This is a genomic window from Burkholderia sp. 3C (assembly GCF_054589155.1).
The window spans coordinates 1-17,543 of the sequence record NZ_BAAILN010000107.1 but is presented as its reverse complement, the minus strand read 5'-3'; the positions used below and the strand labels follow the sequence as shown (position 1 = coordinate 17,543).

General features: G+C 70.4%; 14 protein-coding genes. 9 read left to right on the top strand and 5 right to left on the bottom strand.

Features of this window, described 5'->3' with window-relative positions:
- Positions 1-84: 84 nt before the first annotated feature.
- The gene (locus ACYP33_RS20785; protein ID WP_459623742.1) at positions 85-1,305 is read right to left on the bottom strand and encodes a CaiB/BaiF CoA transferase family protein; all 1,221 of its coding nucleotides are present in this window, start codon (positions 1,303-1,305) and stop codon (positions 85-87) included.
- Between the two features lie 305 nt (positions 1,306-1,610).
- Here ACYP33_RS20785 and alaS point away from each other — a divergent pair, with 305 nt between their 5' ends.
- Positions 1,611-4,235, top strand: coding sequence for an alanine--tRNA ligase (gene alaS / locus ACYP33_RS20780; RefSeq protein ID WP_459623741.1), 2,625 nt, complete (start codon positions 1,611-1,613; stop codon positions 4,233-4,235).
- A 102-nt stretch (positions 4,236-4,337) separates the two neighbouring features.
- Here alaS and ACYP33_RS20775 read toward each other — a convergent pair whose 3' ends face one another.
- The gene (locus ACYP33_RS20775; protein WP_459623740.1) at positions 4,338-5,282 is read right to left on the bottom strand and encodes a LysR family transcriptional regulator; all 945 of its coding nucleotides are present in this window, start codon (positions 5,280-5,282) and stop codon (positions 4,338-4,340) included.
- Between the two features lie 132 nt (positions 5,283-5,414).
- On the opposite strand from ACYP33_RS20775, the gene ACYP33_RS20770 reads away from it, so the two are divergent.
- The gene (locus ACYP33_RS20770) at positions 5,415-6,833 is read left to right on the top strand and encodes an aldehyde dehydrogenase family protein (protein WP_459623739.1); all 1,419 of its coding nucleotides are present in this window, start codon (positions 5,415-5,417) and stop codon (positions 6,831-6,833) included.
- Positions 6,834-6,934: 101 nt separating this feature from the next.
- Here the strand turns inward: ACYP33_RS20770 and ACYP33_RS20765 are convergent, their stop codons facing one another.
- Together ACYP33_RS20765 and ACYP33_RS20760 are read right to left on the bottom strand one after the other, a co-directional pair.
- The gene (locus ACYP33_RS20765; RefSeq protein WP_459623738.1) at positions 6,935-8,008 is read right to left on the bottom strand and encodes an aldose epimerase family protein; all 1,074 of its coding nucleotides are present in this window, start codon (positions 8,006-8,008) and stop codon (positions 6,935-6,937) included.
- Complete coding sequence (locus tag ACYP33_RS20760) at positions 8,005-9,228, bottom strand: XylR family transcriptional regulator (RefSeq protein ID WP_414444880.1); 1,224 nt, start codon at positions 9,226-9,228, stop codon at positions 8,005-8,007. The genes ACYP33_RS20765 and ACYP33_RS20760 overlap by 4 nt, the downstream gene beginning before the upstream one ends.
- 319 nt (positions 9,229-9,547) lie before the next feature.
- Here ACYP33_RS20760 and xylF point away from each other — a divergent pair, with 319 nt between their 5' ends.
- The 6 genes from xylF to ACYP33_RS20730 all read left to right on the top strand — a co-directional run bounded on the left by xylF (position 9,548) and on the right by ACYP33_RS20730 (position 15,610).
- Positions 9,548-10,576 carry a D-xylose ABC transporter substrate-binding protein gene (xylF, locus tag ACYP33_RS20755; RefSeq protein ID WP_459623737.1) on the top strand — a complete coding sequence of 343 codons (1,029 nt, stop codon included), beginning with the start codon at positions 9,548-9,550 and terminating at the stop codon, positions 10,574-10,576.
- Between the two features lie 98 nt (positions 10,577-10,674).
- On the top strand, positions 10,675-12,264 hold the full coding sequence (gene xylG, locus ACYP33_RS20750; protein WP_459623736.1) for a D-xylose ABC transporter ATP-binding protein: 1,590 nt from the start codon (positions 10,675-10,677) through the stop codon (positions 12,262-12,264).
- A complete protein-coding gene (locus tag ACYP33_RS20745; protein ID WP_459623735.1) occupies positions 12,261-13,463 on the top strand; it encodes a sugar ABC transporter permease in 1,203 nt (400 codons plus the stop codon). Before xylG ends, ACYP33_RS20745 begins: the two co-directional genes overlap by 4 nt.
- A gap of 96 nt (positions 13,464-13,559) precedes the next feature.
- Complete coding sequence (locus ACYP33_RS20740) at positions 13,560-14,327, top strand: SDR family NAD(P)-dependent oxidoreductase (RefSeq protein ID WP_459623734.1); 768 nt, start codon at positions 13,560-13,562, stop codon at positions 14,325-14,327.
- Positions 14,324-15,223 (top strand): SMP-30/gluconolactonase/LRE family protein, encoded by a 900-nt coding sequence (locus tag ACYP33_RS20735; RefSeq protein ID WP_459623733.1) that lies wholly within the window; start codon positions 14,324-14,326, stop codon positions 15,221-15,223. The genes ACYP33_RS20740 and ACYP33_RS20735 overlap by 4 nt, the downstream gene beginning before the upstream one ends.
- Before the next feature lie 144 nt (positions 15,224-15,367).
- Entirely contained in the window at positions 15,368-15,610 is a 243-nt protein-coding gene (locus tag ACYP33_RS20730) for a hypothetical protein (RefSeq protein WP_459623732.1), read from the top strand.
- On the opposite strand, the gene ACYP33_RS20725 is transcribed toward ACYP33_RS20730, so the two are convergent.
- Positions 15,603-16,571 (bottom strand): LysR family transcriptional regulator, encoded by a 969-nt coding sequence (locus tag ACYP33_RS20725; RefSeq protein WP_459623731.1) that lies wholly within the window; start codon positions 16,569-16,571, stop codon positions 15,603-15,605. The two genes, ACYP33_RS20730 and ACYP33_RS20725, sit on opposite strands and share 8 nt — an antisense overlap.
- A gap of 121 nt (positions 16,572-16,692) precedes the next feature.
- Between ACYP33_RS20725 and ACYP33_RS20720 the strand changes: the two genes are divergently transcribed.
- Positions 16,693-17,543, top strand: an 851-nt coding sequence (locus ACYP33_RS20720) for a YbfB/YjiJ family MFS transporter (RefSeq protein ID WP_459623730.1), incomplete at its 3' end; no start/stop codon positions are given.

Below are 17,543 nucleotides of genomic sequence, written 5' to 3'. Positions count from 1 at the left end.
CCGCGGCGCGGCGCCGGGACACGCGAGCAGCGTGCCCCGGCGTTTTTTATGCGGCGCGCACCGCGCGCCGGCGCGTTCGCCGCCTCATAGCGCGCCCTTGCCGCGCAATGCGGCGATCGCCGCGTCGTCGTAGCCGAGCAGCTCGCGCAGCACTTCATCGGTGTGTTCGCCCAGCAGCGGCGGGGCGCTGCGGGCCTCGGGCGGCGTTGCGCTCATCTTCACGGGATTGCGCACCAGCTTGACGGGCGTGCCGCTCGGATGCGGCAGCTCGACCTGCAACCCGCGCGCCACCACCTGCTCGTTCTCGAACACCTCGCCCAGATCGTTGATCGGCCCGCACGGCACGCCGGCCGCCTCCAGCGCGGCGATCCACGCGTCCTTGCCGCGCTCGCGGGTCATCTCCGAGAGGATCGGCACCAGCACCGGGCGGTGCCGCACGCGCGACGGATTGGTCGCGAACCGCGGGTCGTCGGCCAGTTCGCCGCGCCCGCCGGCCTCGACGAACTTGCGGAACTGGCTGTCGTTGCCCACCGCCACGATGATCCAGCCGTCGCTCGTCTGGAACGTCTGGTACGGCACGATGTTCGGGTGGGCGTTGCCCCAGCGGGTCGGCGGCTGGCCGCTGGCGAGGTAGTTGGTGTTCATGTTGGCGAGCAGCGCCACCTGCACGTCGAGCAGCGCCATGTCGATGTACTGGCCTTCGCCGGTGCGGTCGCGGTGCGTCAGCGCGGCCATGATCGCGACCGCCGAATAGAGCCCGGTGGCCAGGTCGGCGATCGCCACGCCGGCCTTCTGCGGGCCGCCGCCCGGCTCGCCGTCGCGCTCGCCGGTGATGCTCATGAAGCCGCCGAGGCCCTGGATGATGAAGTCGTAGCCGGCGCGGTGCGCGTAGGGGCCGGTCTGGCCGAAGCCGGTGACCGAGCAGTAGATCAGGTCCGGCTTCACGGCGCGCAGCGCGTCGTAGTCGAGGCCGTATTTCTTCAACTGGCCGGCCTTGTAGTTCTCGATCATCACGTCGCTTTGCGCGGCCAGCTCGCGGATCACGCGCTGGCCCTCGGGCGAGGCGATGTCGACCGTCACCGAGCGTTTGTTGCGGTTCGCGGCCAGGTAGTAGGCGGCCTCGCGCGTGTCGCTGCCATCGGGCGCGCGGTGGTAGGGCGGCCCCCAGTGGCGGGTGTCGTCGCCGGCGCCGGGGCGCTCGATCTTGATCACGTCGGCGCCGAAATCGGCGAGCGTCTGCGCGCACCACGGCCCGGCGAGCACACGGCTCAGGTCGAGCACGCGGATATGACTCAAGGCTCCCATCTGCTGTTCGTCTCCCTTGTCGAATCTGGCTGCGCCCGCGGCTGCCGGCCCGGGCGGCGGTCGTCGCATCTTAAAGCGAATCGTGCGTCGGCGGCGCGGGGGATGCGTGGGGGGATGCACCGCGGCGGCTTCGCGGCGCGCCCGGGCAGGCGTGCCGGCGCGCCGCCAGGGGCGCGGGCCTGCTGCCTTCGGGTCGCGATCCCGTATAATCAGCGGTTTCCGAAACCAGCCGCCGTTCGCCCGTTTCCCCGGCGCGCGGCGCCGATAGCCACAGAGCCTGTCTGGCAGGTCCGTTCCCGCACGCTATGAAAGCCGCCGAAATCCGCGAGAAATTCCTCAAGTTCTTCGAATCGAAGGGCCACACGATCGTTCGTTCGTCGAGCCTCGTTCCGGGCAACGACCCGACGCTGCTGTTCACCAACTCGGGCATGGTGCAGTTCAAGGACGTGTTCCTCGGCACCGAATCGCGCCCGTATTCGCGCGCGACCACCTCGCAGCGCAGCGTGCGCGCGGGCGGCAAGCACAACGACCTCGAAAACGTGGGCTACACGGCCCGTCACCACACGTTCTTCGAGATGCTCGGCAACTTCTCGTTCGGCGATTACTTCAAGAAGGATGCGATCCACTACAGCTGGGAGCTGCTGACCTCGGTCTATCAGTTGCCGAAGGAAAAGCTCTGGATCACCGTCTATCACGACGATGACGAAGCCTTCGACATCTGGAACAAGGAAGTGGGCGTGCCGGCCGAGCGCATCATCCGCATCGGCGACAACAAGGGCGCGCGCTTCGCGTCGGACAACTTCTGGCAGATGGGCGACACCGGCCCGTGCGGCCCGTGCTCGGAAATCTTCTACGACCACGGCCCGGATGTGTGGGGCGGCCCCCCGGGCTCGCCCGAGGAAGACGGCGACCGCTACATCGAGATCTGGAATCTCGTGTTCATGCAGTTCAACCGCGACGCGCAGGGCAACATGACGCCGCTGCCGAAGCCGTCGATCGACACCGGCATGGGCCTCGAGCGGATTGCCGCGGTGCTGCAGCACGTGCACAGCAACTACGAAATCGACCTGTTCCAGAACCTGATCAAGGCCGCTTCCCGCGAAACGGGCGTGAGCGACCTGACGAACAATTCGCTGAAGGTGATCGCCGATCACATCCGCGCGTGCTCGTTCCTGATCGTCGACGGCGTGATCCCGGGCAACGAAGGCCGCGGCTACGTGCTGCGCCGCATCGTGCGCCGCGCGATCCGCCACGGCTACAAGCTCGGCCGCAAGGGCGCGTTCTTCCACAAGCTGGTGGCCGACCTGGTTGCCGAGATGGGCGCCGCCTATCCGGAGCTGAAGGAAGCCGAAGGCCGCGTGACCGACGTGCTGCGCCAGGAAGAAGAACGCTTCCTCGAAACCATCGATCACGGCATGACGATTCTCGACGCCGCGCTGGCCGATCTCGACGCGAAGGGCGGCAAGGTGCTCGACGGCGAACTGGCGTTCAAGCTGCACGACACCTACGGCTTCCCGCTCGACCTGACGGCCGACGTGTGCCGCGAGCGCGAAGTGACCGTCGACGAGCCGGCCTTCGAGGATGCGATGACGCGCCAGCGCGAGCAGGCCCGCGCGGCCGGCAAGTTCAAGGCCACGCAAGGCCTCGAATACTCGGGCGCCAAGACCACCTTCCACGGCTACGAGCAGATCGCGTTCGACGACGCGAAGGTCGTCGCGCTGTACGTGGGCGGCGCCGCGGTGAACGAGGCGAAGGCTGGCGAGCAGGCTGTAGTGGTGCTCGACCACACGCCGTTCTACGCGGAATCGGGCGGCCAGGTCGGCGACCAGGGCGTGCTGGCCAATGCGGCCACGCGCTTCGCCGTCGAGGACACGCTGAAGGTGCAGGCCGAGGTGGTGGGCCACCACGGTGAAGTGGCGCAGGGCGTGCTGAAGGTGGGCGATACGGTGCGCGCCGAAATCGACATCGCACGCCGCATGCGCACCGAGCGCAACCACTCGGCCACCCACCTGATGCACAAGGCGCTGCGCGAAGTGCTCGGCAGCCACGTGCAGCAGAAGGGTTCGCTGGTCGACGCCGACAAGACCCGCTTCGACTTCGCGCACAACGCGCCGCTGTCCGACGATGAAATCCGCAAGGTCGAGGCGATCGTCAACGCCGAAATCCTCGCGAATGCGCCGGGCGTGGTGCAGAACATGTCGTACGACGATGCGGTCAAGGGCGGCGCGATGGCGCTGTTCGGCGAAAAGTACGGCGACGAAGTGCGCGTGCTCGATCTCGGCTTCTCGCGCGAGCTGTGCGGCGGCACACACGTGAGCCGTACCGGCGACATCGGCTTCTTCAAGATCGTGGTGGAAGGCGGCGTGGCCGCCGGCATCCGCCGCGTCGAGGCGATCACGGGCGACAACGCCGTGCGTTTCGTGCAGGAACTCGACGCGCGCCTGAACACCGCCGCGGCCATGCTCAAGGCCCAGCCGGCCGAGCTGACGCAGCGTATCGGCCAGGTGCAAGATCAGGTCAAGTCGCTCGAAAAGGAACTGGCCGCGCTGAAGTCGAAGCTGGCGTCGAGCCAGGGCGACGAACTGGCGCAGCAGGCGGTGGACGTGAACGGCGTGCTGGTGCTGGCCGCCACGCTCGACGGCGCCGATTCCAAGACGCTGCGCGAGACGGTCGACAAGCTCAAGGACAAGCTCAAGCACGCCGCCGTGGTGCTGGCGGCGGTGGAAGGCGGCAAGGTCAGCCTGATCGCCGGCGTGACGGCCGAGGCCAGCAAGAAGGTCAAGGCGGGCGAACTGGTCAATTTCGTCGCGCAGCAGGTCGGCGGCAAGGGCGGTGGCCGCCCCGACATGGCGCAGGCGGGGGGCACCGAGCCGGCCAACCTGCCGGCCGCGCTGGCCGGCGTGCAGGGCTGGGTGGCGTCGAAGCTGTAACGCACCCGGCGCGTCGCGCCCGCAGGAACCAGCCGCGAGCCGCGAGGTTCGCGGCTTTTTTACGTCTGCGTGCGTCGCGTCATGCGCTCGCCATGCTCCGCGTCATGCGCCGCCCGGCCCGGCCATCCAGTCGCCGGGAAACACGGCCGTGCCCTCGTCGCGCATCGTCTGCACCAGTTCGATCAGCGCGCGCAGGCGGGCCGGCACGAAGCGCCGGCCGGGGTAGTAGAGCCGCAGCCCGCCGAACGGCTGGCACCACGCCTCCAGCACCGGCACCAGCGCGCCGCTGGCGAGCGCGTCGGCGATGAACCATTCCGAGATGAAACCGAGCCCCATCCCCGCCAGCACCGCCTGGCGGATCGCGCGCGTCTCGCTGAACACCATCCGCGTAGGCATGTTGACCTGGAACTTGCGGCCGTCGCGCTCCAGCTCCCAGTGGTAGAGGCCGCCGTGCCCCATGCGCATCGCGATGCGCTGATGCGCGATCAGGTCGGCCGGCTCGCGCGGCGTGCCGTGGCGCGCCAGATAGTCGGGCGTGCCGACCACCAGCATGCGGATGTCGCCCGTCAGCGGCACCGCGATCATGTCCTGCGGCACCGATTCGGCGAGCCGGATGCCGGCGTCGAAACCCTCGGCCACGATATCGACGAGCCGCAGGTCGGTGGTCACGTCCACCCGCACCTCCGGATAACGCCGCAAGTATTCGCTCAGCAACGGCTGCACCAGCATCACGGTCGATTCGGGCGGCGCGTTCAGGCGCAGCGTGCCGCTCGGCGTGTCCGGGCCGCTGGCGGCTTCCTCGCCGGCGCGCCGGATCTCGGCCAGCGCGGGGCCGACGCGCTCGACGTAGCGCTGCCCGGCATCGGTCAGCGCCACGCTGCGCGTCGAGCGGTTGAACAGGCGCACCGCCAGCCGTGCCTCCAGCCCGGCCACGGCGGCGCTGACCGCCGTGCTCGACATGCCCAGCTCGCGCGCCGCCGCGCGAAAGCTGGCGTGACGGGCCACGGCCAGCACCACTTCGAGTTCGGTCATGCCGGTGCGATGCATCGAGTGTCCTGATTTTCGGGATGAGCCATGCATGATAGGCCGTCTTATCGAAACAGTCGTGCTTCCCTAGACTGGCATCCCTGCAAGCGGCGCCCGCCTGGCGCCGCTCGGCCCCTCACACGGAGAACGCACATGCAACGGATCGAGCACCTTTATATCGATGGCGAATTCGTCCTGCCGCACGGGCAGGAATGGTTCGACCTGACCAACCCCGCCACCGGGCAGACGATCGGGCAGGTGCGCCTGGGCGACGAGCACGATGCGCACCGCGCGATCGAGGCGGCCCACGCCGCGTTTCCGGCCTGGTCGCGCACCTCGCGCGCGCAGCGGCTGGCCGCGTTGCGCCGCATCCACGAACAGGTGGCGGCGCGCGAGGCGGCGTTGCTGGAGGCGATCGTGACCGAGTACGGCGCGCCGTCGTCGCGCGCGCGCTGGATGGCGGCCTATCCGGCCCAGACGGTGCAGGCCGCGATCGATGCGCTCGAAGCGTTCGCGTTCGAGGAGACGGCCGGCGCGGCGCGCGTGGTGATGACGCCGGTGGGCGTCGCGGCGCTGATCACGCCGTGGAACAGCAATGCCGGCTTCATCTGCAACAAGCTTGCCACCGCGCTGGCGGCCGGCTGCACGGCCGTGATCAAGCCGAGCGAGATGAGCGCCTGGCAGACGCAGATCGTGCTGGAGGCGCTGCATGCGGCCGATCTGCCGCGCGGCGTGGTCAATGTCGTGAACGGGCGCGGCGAGGTGGTGGGCGAGGTGTTGAGCCGCGACCCACGTGTGGCGAAGATCTCGTTTACCGGTTCGTCGGCGGTCGGGCGGCGCCTGATCGAAGCGGGCGCCGGCTCGATGAAGCGGGTGACGCTCGAACTGGGCGGCAAATCGCCGACGCTGGTGCTCGACGACGCCGATTTCGACGCGATCATGCCGACCGTCCTGCAGGCCGGCTTCATGAACAGCGGCCAGGCCTGCATTGCCGGCACGCGCATCCTGGTGCCGCGCGCGCGGCTCGCCGAGTTCGAACAGGTGGCGGCCGAAGCGGTGGCGCGCGTGAAATCGGGCGATCCGCGCGAGGCCGATACCGAGATCGGGCCGATGGTCAGCCGCCGCCAGTGGGAGCGCGTGCAGGGCTATATCCGGCTCGGCACCGAAGAAGGCGCGCGCCTGCTGGCCGGTGGCGAGGGGCGGCCGGATGGGCTGTCGGCGGGCTGGTTCGTCAAGCCGACGCTGTTTTCGGGCGTACGCAACGACATGCGGATCGCGCGCGAGGAAATCTTCGGGCCGGTGCTGTCGATCATCGCCTACGAAGACGACGAAGACGCCATCGCGATCGCCAACGACACCGATTACGGCCTGAGCGCGCTGGTGCTCGGCCGCGACCGCGAGCGCTGCGAGCGCATCGCGCTGCGGATCGACGCGGGGCGGGTGCTGGTCAACACGCTGAACCACGAGCCGCGTGCGCCGTTCGGCGGCTTCAAGCACTCGGGGCTCGGGCGCGAGATGGGCAAGTGGGGGCTCGGCGCTTATCTGGAGCCGAAGACGTTGATGGTGGGATAGGCGCAGGGCGGGGGCGCCAGGGCCGGGGCGGCGTGGCCGGTGGCGCCTTTCCCGGTGTCGTCTCGCTCGAGGACGTTGCGGCCAGCCACGCACACCGCCGCCTAGCCCGCCACCGCCACGCGATACCGCGTCTCCTGCCGATACACCTGGCCCGGGCGCAGCACCACCGCCTCGGCCGCCTCCGAATTGACCTGGTTCGGGAACGCGCCGGCCTCCAGGCACAGCGCGCTGCGCGGCGCATGCGCGCCCGCCAGCGCGTTGCCGGTATAAAGCTGCAGCCCCGGCTGGTCGGTCAGCACCGTCAGTTCGCGGCCGCTGCCGGGATCGTAGACGCGCGCCACGGCGCGTACGCCACCGCTGCCGACATGCGCCTCGCGCAGCGCGAAGCAGTGATCGAAGCCGCCCGCCAGCGCGAGCTGCGCGTGCGGCCAGCCGAGCCGCGCGCCGAGCGGCGCGCTCTGGCGGAAATCGAACGCGGTGCCGGCCACGCTGGCGAGCCGCGTCGGGATCATCCGCGCATCCACTTCCAGATACTGATCCGCGTCGATCGTCAGGACGTGCCCGTCGATGTCGGCATGCGCGCGCCCGCTCAGGTTGAAATACGGGTGGCTCGTCAGTTGCAGCGGCGTGGGCGCGTCGCTGCGCGCCTCATAGCCGATCGACAGCGTGCCGTCGTCGTCGAGCGCGTAGCGCACCTGCACCTCGACGTTGCCGGGAAAGCCGCCGTCGCCCTCGGGCGAGACCAGCCGCATCACCAGCGCGTCGTCGAGCATGTCGGTGTCCCACAGCGCGCGGTGAAAGCCGTTCAGGCCGCCGTGCAGGCACTGCTCGCCGTCGTTGCGGTCGAGCGTGTGGTCGATGCCGTCGAGCGTGAAACGCGCACCGGCGATGCGGTTCGCGCAGCGCCCGACCAGCGCGCCGAGATAGGCGTGCGAATCGAGGTAGGCGCCCGGCGCGTCGAAGCCGAGCAGGATCTCGCCGAGCCGGCCGCCGCGGTCGGGCGTCTGCCACGACACCAGCGTCGCGCCGAGATCGCTGATCGCCACGCGCATGCCGTGGGCGTTGCGCAGCGTGAAGAGGCGCACCAGGTCGCCGCCGGGCAGGCGGCCCCACGGCCGCGACGAGACGCTGTGGCCGGCCGGCCCGAAGGCCGGCGTCGATTGGATTGCGCTCAAGCGTGGCCTCCGGACAGCGTGCGTTCCTGGTATTCGCGCGGCGTGCAGTCGAGTTCGCGCCGGAACACCGCGTACATGTATTGCGTCGAGGTGAAGCCGCAGCGCACCGCCACCTCGGCGGTGGCCAGCTCGTGCTGCGTGAGCAGCTGCTTGGCCGCGTCGAGCTTGTGGCGCAGGATTTCCTGATGCACGGTGCAGCGCAGCTCGCGGCGGAAGTGTTCCTCGAGCGACGAGCGCGACACGCCCACGTAGTCGGCCACCTGTTCGGTGCGGATGCCCTGGCACGCGTACTGGCGGATGAAGTGTCGCGCGCGCATCACATAGGGGCTCGCGAGCGGCTGGTGGCGCGTGGAGGCCAGCACGTTGATGCCCACCGGCGGCACCAGGATCTGGCGGCCCGCGAAGCGTGCGCCGCCGAGCATCTGGTGCAGCAGGTGGGCGGCGGTGCGGCCCATCTCCTCGGTGCCCTGGATCACCGACGAGAGCGGGATGCGCGAGAGCGTGCGCGTGAGCGGATCGTTGTCGATGCCGATGATGGCGATCTCCTCGGGCACCGCGAGCCCGGCCGACACGCAGGCCTGCAGCAGGTGCCGCGCGCGCGCGTCGGTCACGGCGATCACGCCGACCGGCTTGGGCAGCGCGCGCAGCCAGTCGATCAGTTGCCGGGTGGACTGGTGCCAGGTGGGCGCGCTGGTGGACAGCCCGCGGTAGATTTCGTGTTCGATCGGCAGCGCCGGCGCATCGTGGCGGCGCAGGCGCGTGTAGACGAGCTCGCGCTGCTGCGCCCAGCGGTTCTCGTCGGCGGGCGGCAGGCTGTAGAGCGCGAAGTGCTCGAGCCCGGCCTCGATCAGGTGCGTGTAGGCGAGCGCGATCAGCTTGCCGTTGTCGGTGGCCACGTAGGGCAGGCCGGCCGGGTAGTGCGTCGCGTCCTCGTAGGACGAGCCGACCGCCACCACCGGCAGCGGGCAACCGCGCAGCGCCGCGTCCACGGCCGGGTCGTCGAAGTCGGCGATGATGCCGTCGCCGTCGAAGCGCTCGATGCCGGCCAGCCGGCAGCGGAAGTCGTCCTCGAGGAACAGGTCCCAGGTCACGCGCGTCGAGCGCATGTAGTCGCCGATGCCGGCGATCACCTCGCGGTCGTACACCTTGTTCGCATTGAACAGCAGCGCGATGCGGTGCGCGCGCGCGGACGGCGGCGGATCGGCGGATGGACGTTGCATGGACGGTCTCCTCGCGAGGGATCGGCGGGCGTCTCTCGCATATCGAAATCACGGGCGCCAAGGCGGCCCGGGTGTCGCGGTCCGCCCATTCTAGTGGCTGCCGGCCGCGCCGTTGCCGCGATCGCCTCGGGCCGGCAAGAAATGTTAAGGCGGTTGGGCAATTTCGTAATTGCCGCTCGGCGGCCGGCGCATGCACCATGCCGCTTGTCGTCGGGCCGGCCGTGCCTGATCACCGCCCGGCCGCCCGGCCGCCCGGCCGATCGGGCACCGGCGTCCCGCGACCCACACACAAGAACCAGTACGAAATGGAGACAGAGACATGCCCTCGAATCGCCGTCGTTCCGTCCTGAAATCGTTGGTCGCCGCCTCCGTGCTGGCGAGCGTCTCGCTCGCGGCGCCGCTCGCCCACGCGAGCAAGGATCGTCCCGAGATCGGCTTCTGCATCGACGACCTGCGCGTCGAGCGCTGGTCGCGCGATCGCGACTACTTCGTCGCGGCCGCCGAGAAGCTCGGCGCGAAGGTGTCGGTGCAGTCGGCCGACGCGAGCGAGGAGCGCCAGATCTCGCAGATCGAGAACCTGATCTCGCGCGGCGTGGACGTGATCGTGATCGTGCCGTTCAATTCGAAGGCGCTGACCAACGTGGTGGCCGAGGCGAAGAAGGCCGGCATCAAGGTGGTGTCCTACGACCGGCTGATCCTCGACGCCGACGTGGACGCCTACATCTCGTTCGACAACGAGAAGGTCGGCGAGCTGCAGGCGCAGGGCGTGGTCAACGCGCGTCCGAAGGGCCGCTACTTCCTGCTCGGCGGCGCGCCCACCGACAACAACGCGAAGATCCTGCGCGAAGGCCAGATGAAGGTGCTGCAGCCGGCGATCGACCGCGGCGACATCAAGGTGGTCGGCTCGCAGTGGGTGCCCGAATGGAGCGCCTCGACCGCGCTCGGCATCATGGAGAACGCGCTGACCGCGAACGGCAACCAGATCGACGCGGTGGTGGCCTCGAACGACGGCACCGCGGGCGGCGCGATCCAGGCGCTCGCCGCGCAGCATCTGGCCGGCAAGGTGCCGGTGTCGGGGCAGGACGCGGATCTGGCCGCCGTCAAGCGGCTGGTGGCCGGCACCCAGACCATGACCGTCTACAAGCCGCTCAAGCTGATCGCGGGCGAGGCGGCCACGCTCGCCGTGACGCTCGCCAAGGGCGGCAAGCCGGCCTTCAACGCGCAGTACGACAACGGCAGGAAGAAGGTCGACACGCTGCTGCTGCAACCGACGCTGCTGACCAAGGGCAACGTCGACGTGGTGGTGAAGGACGGCTTCTACACGCAGGCGCAGATCGGCGCGCACTGAGGCGACGCGCCGGGCTCGCCCCGGTGCGCGCCGCGCGCGGCGGCGCGAGCCCGGCCCACCCGAACCCTCGAACCCCCGGACACGAACAAGGACGGCGCATGTCGGACATCCGCATGTCGGAAACCCGCACCTCGGAACCCCTGCTGGAGATGCGTGGCATCGTGAAGACCTTCGGTGGCGTGAAGGCGCTCGACGGCATCGATCTCGTGGTGCGTCCCGGCGAATGCGTGGGCCTGTGCGGCGAGAACGGCGCCGGCAAGTCCACGCTGATGAAGGTGCTGTCGGGCGTCTACCCGAGCGGCACCTGGGACGGCGAGATCCGCTGGGAAGGCCGCCCGTTGCAGGCCGCCGGCATTCGCGACAGCGAGCGCGCCGGCATCGTCATCATCCACCAGGAACTGATGCTGGTGCCGGAGCTGTCGGTGGCGGAGAACCTGTTCCTCGGCAACGAACTGACGCTGCCGGGCGGGCGCATGCACTACGCGGCGATGGTGCGCCGCGCCGACGCGCTGCTGACCGGCCTCGGCATCGAGGGCATCAACGTGGCGCTGCCGGTGATGCACTACGGCGGCGGCCACCAGCAGCTGATCGAGATCGCCAAGGCGCTCAACAAGCAGGCGAAGCTGCTGATCCTCGACGAGCCGTCGTCGTCGCTGACGGCCGCCGAGACGCGCATCCTGCTCGACATCATTCGCGACCTGAAGGCGCGCGGGATCGCCTGCGTCTACATTTCGCACAAGCTCGACGAGGTGCAGGCGGTGTGCGACACGGTCACCGTGATCCGCGACGGCAAGCATGTGTCGACGCAGCCGATGCAGGGCATGTCGACCGAACGCATCATCGCGCAGATGGTGGGGCGCGAGATCACCAACCTGTTTCCGCGCGAGCCGCATCCGGTCGGCGAGATCGTGTTCGAGGCGCGCAACGTGACCTGCCTCGACGTCAACAACCCGCGCCGCAAGCGCGTGGACGATGTCTCGTTCGCGGTGCGGCGCGGCGAGATCCTCGGCGTGGCGGGGCTGGTGGGCGCGGGGCGTACCGAGCTGATGCAGGCGATCTTCGGCTCCTATCCGGGCGCGAGCGAGGCGCAGGTGCTGCTCGACGGCGCGCCGCTCAGGATTCGCGCGCCGCTCGACGCGATCCGCGCCGGCATCGCGATGGTGCCCGAGGACCGCAAGCGCCACGGCATCGTTCCGCAACTGAGCGTCGGCCACAACATCACGCTCGCGGTGCTGCAGCGCTTCACGCGCTTCGGCCGGATCGACGCGGCCGCCGAGCACGACACGATCCGCGTGGAGATGCGCCGGCTGTCGGTGCGCGCCGCGCACCCGATGCTGTCGATCGCGAGCCTGTCGGGCGGCAACCAGCAGAAGGCGGTGCTCACGCGCATGCTGCTCACCGAGCCGCGCGTGCTGATCCTCGACGAGCCCACGCGCGGCGTGGACGTGGGCGCGAAGTACGAGATCTACAAGCTGATCGGCGATCTCGCCAAGCGCGGGATGGCGATCGTGATGGTGTCCTCGGAGCTGCCCGAGGTGCTCGGCATCGCCGATCGCGTGATCGTGATCGGCGACGGCGAGTTGCGCGGCGATTTTCCCAACCACGGACTCACCCAGGAACAGGTGCTGGGCGCGGCGATCCGGCCCGCGCGGCGCGACACGACTCAACCCGAGGCAGGCATCGCATGACACCCGAGACGACCACCCAGGCCGCCGACCGCGCGGCTCGCCCGGCGGGCGCCACCGGCACCGCGCAGCAACTGCGCCGGCTGTTCGCACGCTACAAGATCCTGGCGCTGCTGATCGCGGTGGCCGCGATCTGGCTGCTGTTCTCGCTGCTCACCCACGGCGCGTTCATCACGCCGCGCAATCTCTCCAACCTGCTGCGGCAGATGTCGATCACCGGCATGCTGGCCTGCGGGATGGTGTTCGTGATCATCGCCGGCGAGATCGACCTGTCGGTGGGCTCGCTGCTCGGCCTGCTCGGCGGCGTGGCGGCGATCCTCGACCAGGTGCTCGGCTGGCCGATCGTGGCCACCGTGCCGGTGGTGATGGCGCTGGGCGTGGTGGTGGGCCTCTTCAACGGCTGGTGGTCCACCTATCGCGGCGTGCCGTCGTTCATCGTCGGCCTGGGCGGCATGCTCGCCTATCGCGGCATCCTGCTCGGCATCACGCACGGCGCGACCATCGCGCCGGTCTCGGACGGCTTCGTGCTGATCGGCCAGGGCTACGTGCCGCCGCGCATCGGCGACGCGATCGCGCTGCTGATCGTCGCGCTGCTGGTGGTCGTGACGGTGCGCCAGCGGCGCGCGCGGCGCCGCTACGAACTCGGGGTCGCGCCGCTCTGGCAGGACATCGCGAAGCTGGTCGCGGCCGGGCTGATCGTGGCCGCGTTCGTGGCCACGCTCGACAGCTACGGCGGGATTCCGGTGCCGGTGCTGCTGGTGCTCGCGCTGCTCGGCATCTTCTCGTGGGTGGCCACCCAGACCGTGTTCGGCCGGCGCATCTACGCGGTCGGCTCGAACCTGGAGGCCACGCGCCTGTCGGGCATCAACACCGACCGCGTGAAGCTGGCGATCTTCGGGCTGATGGGGCTGATGTGCGCGTTCGGCGGCATCGTCAACACCGCGCGGCTCGCGGCCGGCTCGCCGTCGGCGGGCAACATGGGCGAGCTCGACGCGATCGCCGCCTGCTTCATCGGCGGCACCTCGATGCGCGGCGGCGCGGGCACCGTCCACGGCGCGCTGATCGGCGCGCTGGTGATGGCCAGCCTCGACAACGGCATGTCGATGCTCGACGTGGACGCCTACTGGCAGATGATCGTCAAGGGCGGGATTCTGGTGCTGGCCGTCTGGGTCGACGTAGTGTCGCGTGCGGGGCGCCGCTGACGGGCGCTGCGGACAACACCCGCAACGCCGGCCGCCGCGCGGCCGGACGAGGATGCTTTCTTCAATGGTCTGCTGACCGGTTTTTCGGGATTTTTCATGACTTATGCCATCTATCCGAGCCTGGCCGGCCGTCACGTCGTGGTGACGGGCGGCGGCACCGGGATCGGCGCGGCGATCGTCGCGGCGTTCGCCGCGCAGGGCGCGCGCGTGAGCTTCATCGACATCGCGCGCGACGAATCGGCGGCGCTCGTCGCCTCGCTCGGCGGCGTACCCGTGCCGCCGGCGTTCCACTACTGCGACCTGCGCGACATCGACGCGCTGAACGCGACGTTCGCCGCGATCGCGGCCGAGGCGGGGCCGGTGGGGGTGCTCGTCAACAACGCGGCCAACGACGACCGCCATCGTCCCGGCGAGCTGACGGCGGCCTACTGGGACAGCCGCATCGAGGTGAACCTGCGCCACCAGTTCTTCTGCGCGCAGGCGGTGCTGCCCGGCATGCGCTCGCTCGGTCGCGGCGTGATCCTGAACCTCGGCTCGATCTCGTGGCACATCGCCGAGACGGGCCTCAGCATCTACATGACGGCGAAGGCCGGCATCGAGGGCCTGACGCGCGGGCTCGCGCGCGATCTCGGCGAGTTCGGCATCCGCGTGAACTGTATCGTGCCGGGCGCCGTGCGCACGCCGCGCCAGATGAAGCTGTGGCAGTCGTCCGAGAGCGAGGCGAAGCTGGTGGCCTCGCAGTGCCTGCACGAGCGCGTCGAGCCCGAGCACGTCGCGCGCATGGCGCTGTTCCTCGCCTCCGACGACGCCGCGCGCTGCACCGCGCGAGAATATTTCGTCGACGCCGGCTGGTTCGGCGGATGACGCGGGCCCTCGTACCCGACGGCGCCCTCGACTGCGTCTGGCCGGTGGCGGCCACGCTCGGCGAGGGCGCCTGCTGGGACGCCGCCGCGCGCCGCGTGCTGTTCGTCGACATCAAGGGCCGGCGGCTCTATCGCTACGACCCGGCGGGCGGCGCCCGCGAGAGCTGGGAGGCACCGGGGCAGATCGGCTTCGCGCTGCCGTGCGCGGACGGTACGCTGATCTGCGGCGTGCAGGGCGGGCTGTTCCGCTTCGAACCGGGCAACGGGCGGTTCACGCGCGTGCTGCCGCTGGAGACCGACCTGCCCGGCAACCGGCTCAACGACGGCTACGTCGATGCGGGCGGCCACCTGTGGTTCGGCTCGATGGACAACGCCGAGGCCGCGCCGACCGGGCGGCTCTATCGCGTCGGCCAGGACGGCCGCGTGGCCGCGCACGATGCCGGCTACGTGATCACCAACGGCCCCGCCGCGAGCCCCGACGGCCGCACGCTCTATCACACCGACACGCTGCGGCGCCTGGTGTACGCGTTCGATCTCGGGGACGACGGCGTGCCGCGGCGGCGCCGCGTGTTCGCGAGGATCGAGGGCGGCGGCCATCCGGACGGGATGGCCGTGGATGCCGAGGGCGGCGTCTGGATCGCGCTGTTCGGCGGCGCACGGATCGAGCGCTACGCGCCCGACGGCCGGCTGCTCGGGCAGGTCGCGTTGCCGTGCGCGAACGTCACCAAGCTCGCGTTCGGCGGCGACGATTTGCGCACCGTCTACGCGACCACGGCGACCAAGGGCCTGAGCGAGGCCGAGCGGCAGGCGCAGCCGCTGGCCGGCGGCCTGTTTGCGTTTCGCGCGCCGGTGGCGGGGCTGCCGCCGGCGGTCTGCACGGTGCGTTTCGACGCCTAGGGATGAGAGACGGCGCGCCGGCGATGCGCGCGCCGTGTAGCGCCGCGCGTACGACCTGGCGCGGCCGGGTTCGATCCATCGGCTTGGCGATGCCGGGCGGCCGACGGCGCGCTCTGTCGCGATGACGCGATAACGCGTTCGCTCGTGCATGCGGGCTGCCCTGCAAGCCAGCCGAGCCGGCAGAGCCGGCGGAGCCAGCCGATCCAGTCGATCCAGTCGATCCAGTCGATCCAGCCGATCCAGTCGATCCAGTCGATCCAGTCGATCCAGTCGATCCAGTCGAGCCAGTCGAGCCAGTCGAGCCAGTCGAGCCAGTCGAGCCAGTCGAGCCAGTCGAGCCAGTCGAGCCAGCCGATCGAGGCGGCCGGGCAGCCGCCGTTCAGGTGACCTGCGCCGTACGCGCTCGCCGGGCCTTCGCCGGAGGCCGGGACGCCACCGCCGGTTCCGGATCGACGGCCCGCGTCGGCGCGACTTCCGCGCCATGCGCGACGAGCGCCTCGCGCAGCGCGGCCAGCGCCGCCGAAGCATGGCCGCGCCGCCAGACCAGCAGCGTATCGACCGGTTGCAGATCGGCCACCGGATGCACCGACAGCGTGTCGGTGACGGGCGACATGTCGAGCACGTTGCGCGGCGCCAGCGCGACGCCGGCGCCGGCCGCGACGCAGGCGAGGATCGCATGGTACGAACCCAGTTCGAGCACGCGCGCGGGCTTGCTCGCCTGCGCGGCGTACCAGCGCTCGATGTAGCCGCGATAGGCGCAGCCGCGCTCGAACGACACCAGCGTCGGCACGCGCAGGTCCCGCGCCGTCGCCACCGGCGGATGATGGCGCGGCGCGATCAGCACCAGCGGCTCGCGATAAATGGGCACCGCCTCGAACAGCGCGGCGTCGAGCATGTCCGGCTGCGGCGGCGTGGCGACCAGCACCGCGTCGAGTTCGAACGCACGGACCCGCTCGATCAGCCAGTTCGTGACGCCCGTCACGAGTTCGAGCCCGACCTCGGGCCAGCGCTGGTGATAGCGCGCGAGCACGTCCGGCAGCCGGCTCGCGGCCGTGCTCTCCATCGTGCCGAGCCGCAGCCGCCCATGCGGACGATCCTCGCGCACCGCGTGGCGCGCCTCGTCGGCCAGCGCGAGCAGGCGCTCGGCGTAGGGCAGCAGTGTTTCGCCCGCCGGCGTCAGCACCAGCCGCCGGCCGTCGCGCACGAACAGCGCCGCGCCGAGTTGTTCCTCCAGCTGCCGGATGCGGGTGGTCACGTTCGACTGCACGCGGTTCAGCTTCGCCGCCGCGCGCGTGACGCCGTTTTCGCGCACCACCGCGCGGAAGATCGCGAGCGCCGCCAGATCCATGATTCTCTCCACGAGAACGAAAGGTTCTCGATTATTCATTTTTCGAGATTGAATGGTCAAGCTAGGATGGGCCGATCCGTGTCGCGCCGTCCGCGCGGCCGCCACATCGCATCCGACCCGAATGAATCGTTCCGCTTCCTGCCTGTCGTCGTCCACTTCATCGTCCGCGTCGTCTGTGTCGTCGGCGGGGGCGCCGCGTTCGACCGCCGCCCTCGGCCCAGGCGCTGACGCGGGCCGCCTTGCCGATCCGCGCCTGATCGCGTTTGCCTGCGCGGCGGCGCTGGCGGTGGCGCTCGGCGTCGGCCGCTTCGCGTTCACGCCGCTGCTGCCGCTGATGCTGGCCAACGGCACGCTCGACATCCGGCACGGCGGCTGGCTTGCCTCGGCCAACTACGCAGGCTATTTCGTCGGGGCGGTCAGTTGCGCGGCGCTGCGCGTCGATGCGGCGCGCATGGTGCGCGGCGGCCTGGTCGCGACGATCGCGCTGACCGCCGCGATGGGCGCGCTGCACGGCTTCGCGGTGTGGCTGCCGGTGCGCTTCGTGGCCGGCGTGGTCAGCGCGTGGACGTTCGTGTTCGCGTCGCAGTGGGGCATGCGCCGGCTCACCGAGCTGGGTGCGCCGCAATGGAGTGGCGCGATCTTCACGGGGCCGGGCGGCGGGATCGTCGTGACCGGGCTGATCGGCGGTGCGTTGGCCGGGCGGCGCGCGGAATTCGGCTGGCTCGGGTTCGCGCTGCTGTCGGTGCTGCTCGCGGTGTGGATCTGGCGCGTGATCGCGCCGAGCGCGGCATGGGGGGCGGTGGCGCGGCGGCCTGCGCAGGCAGGGCAAGCGGTGGCGTCAGGGGCGGCCGGACGAGTGGGGCAGGCACAGTCGACTGGACGGGTGGGGCCAGCGGGGGCGGCCGGACAGGTGGGGCAAGCTGGGGTGGCTGGACAGGTGGGGCAAGCTGGGGCGGCCGGACAGGTGGGGCA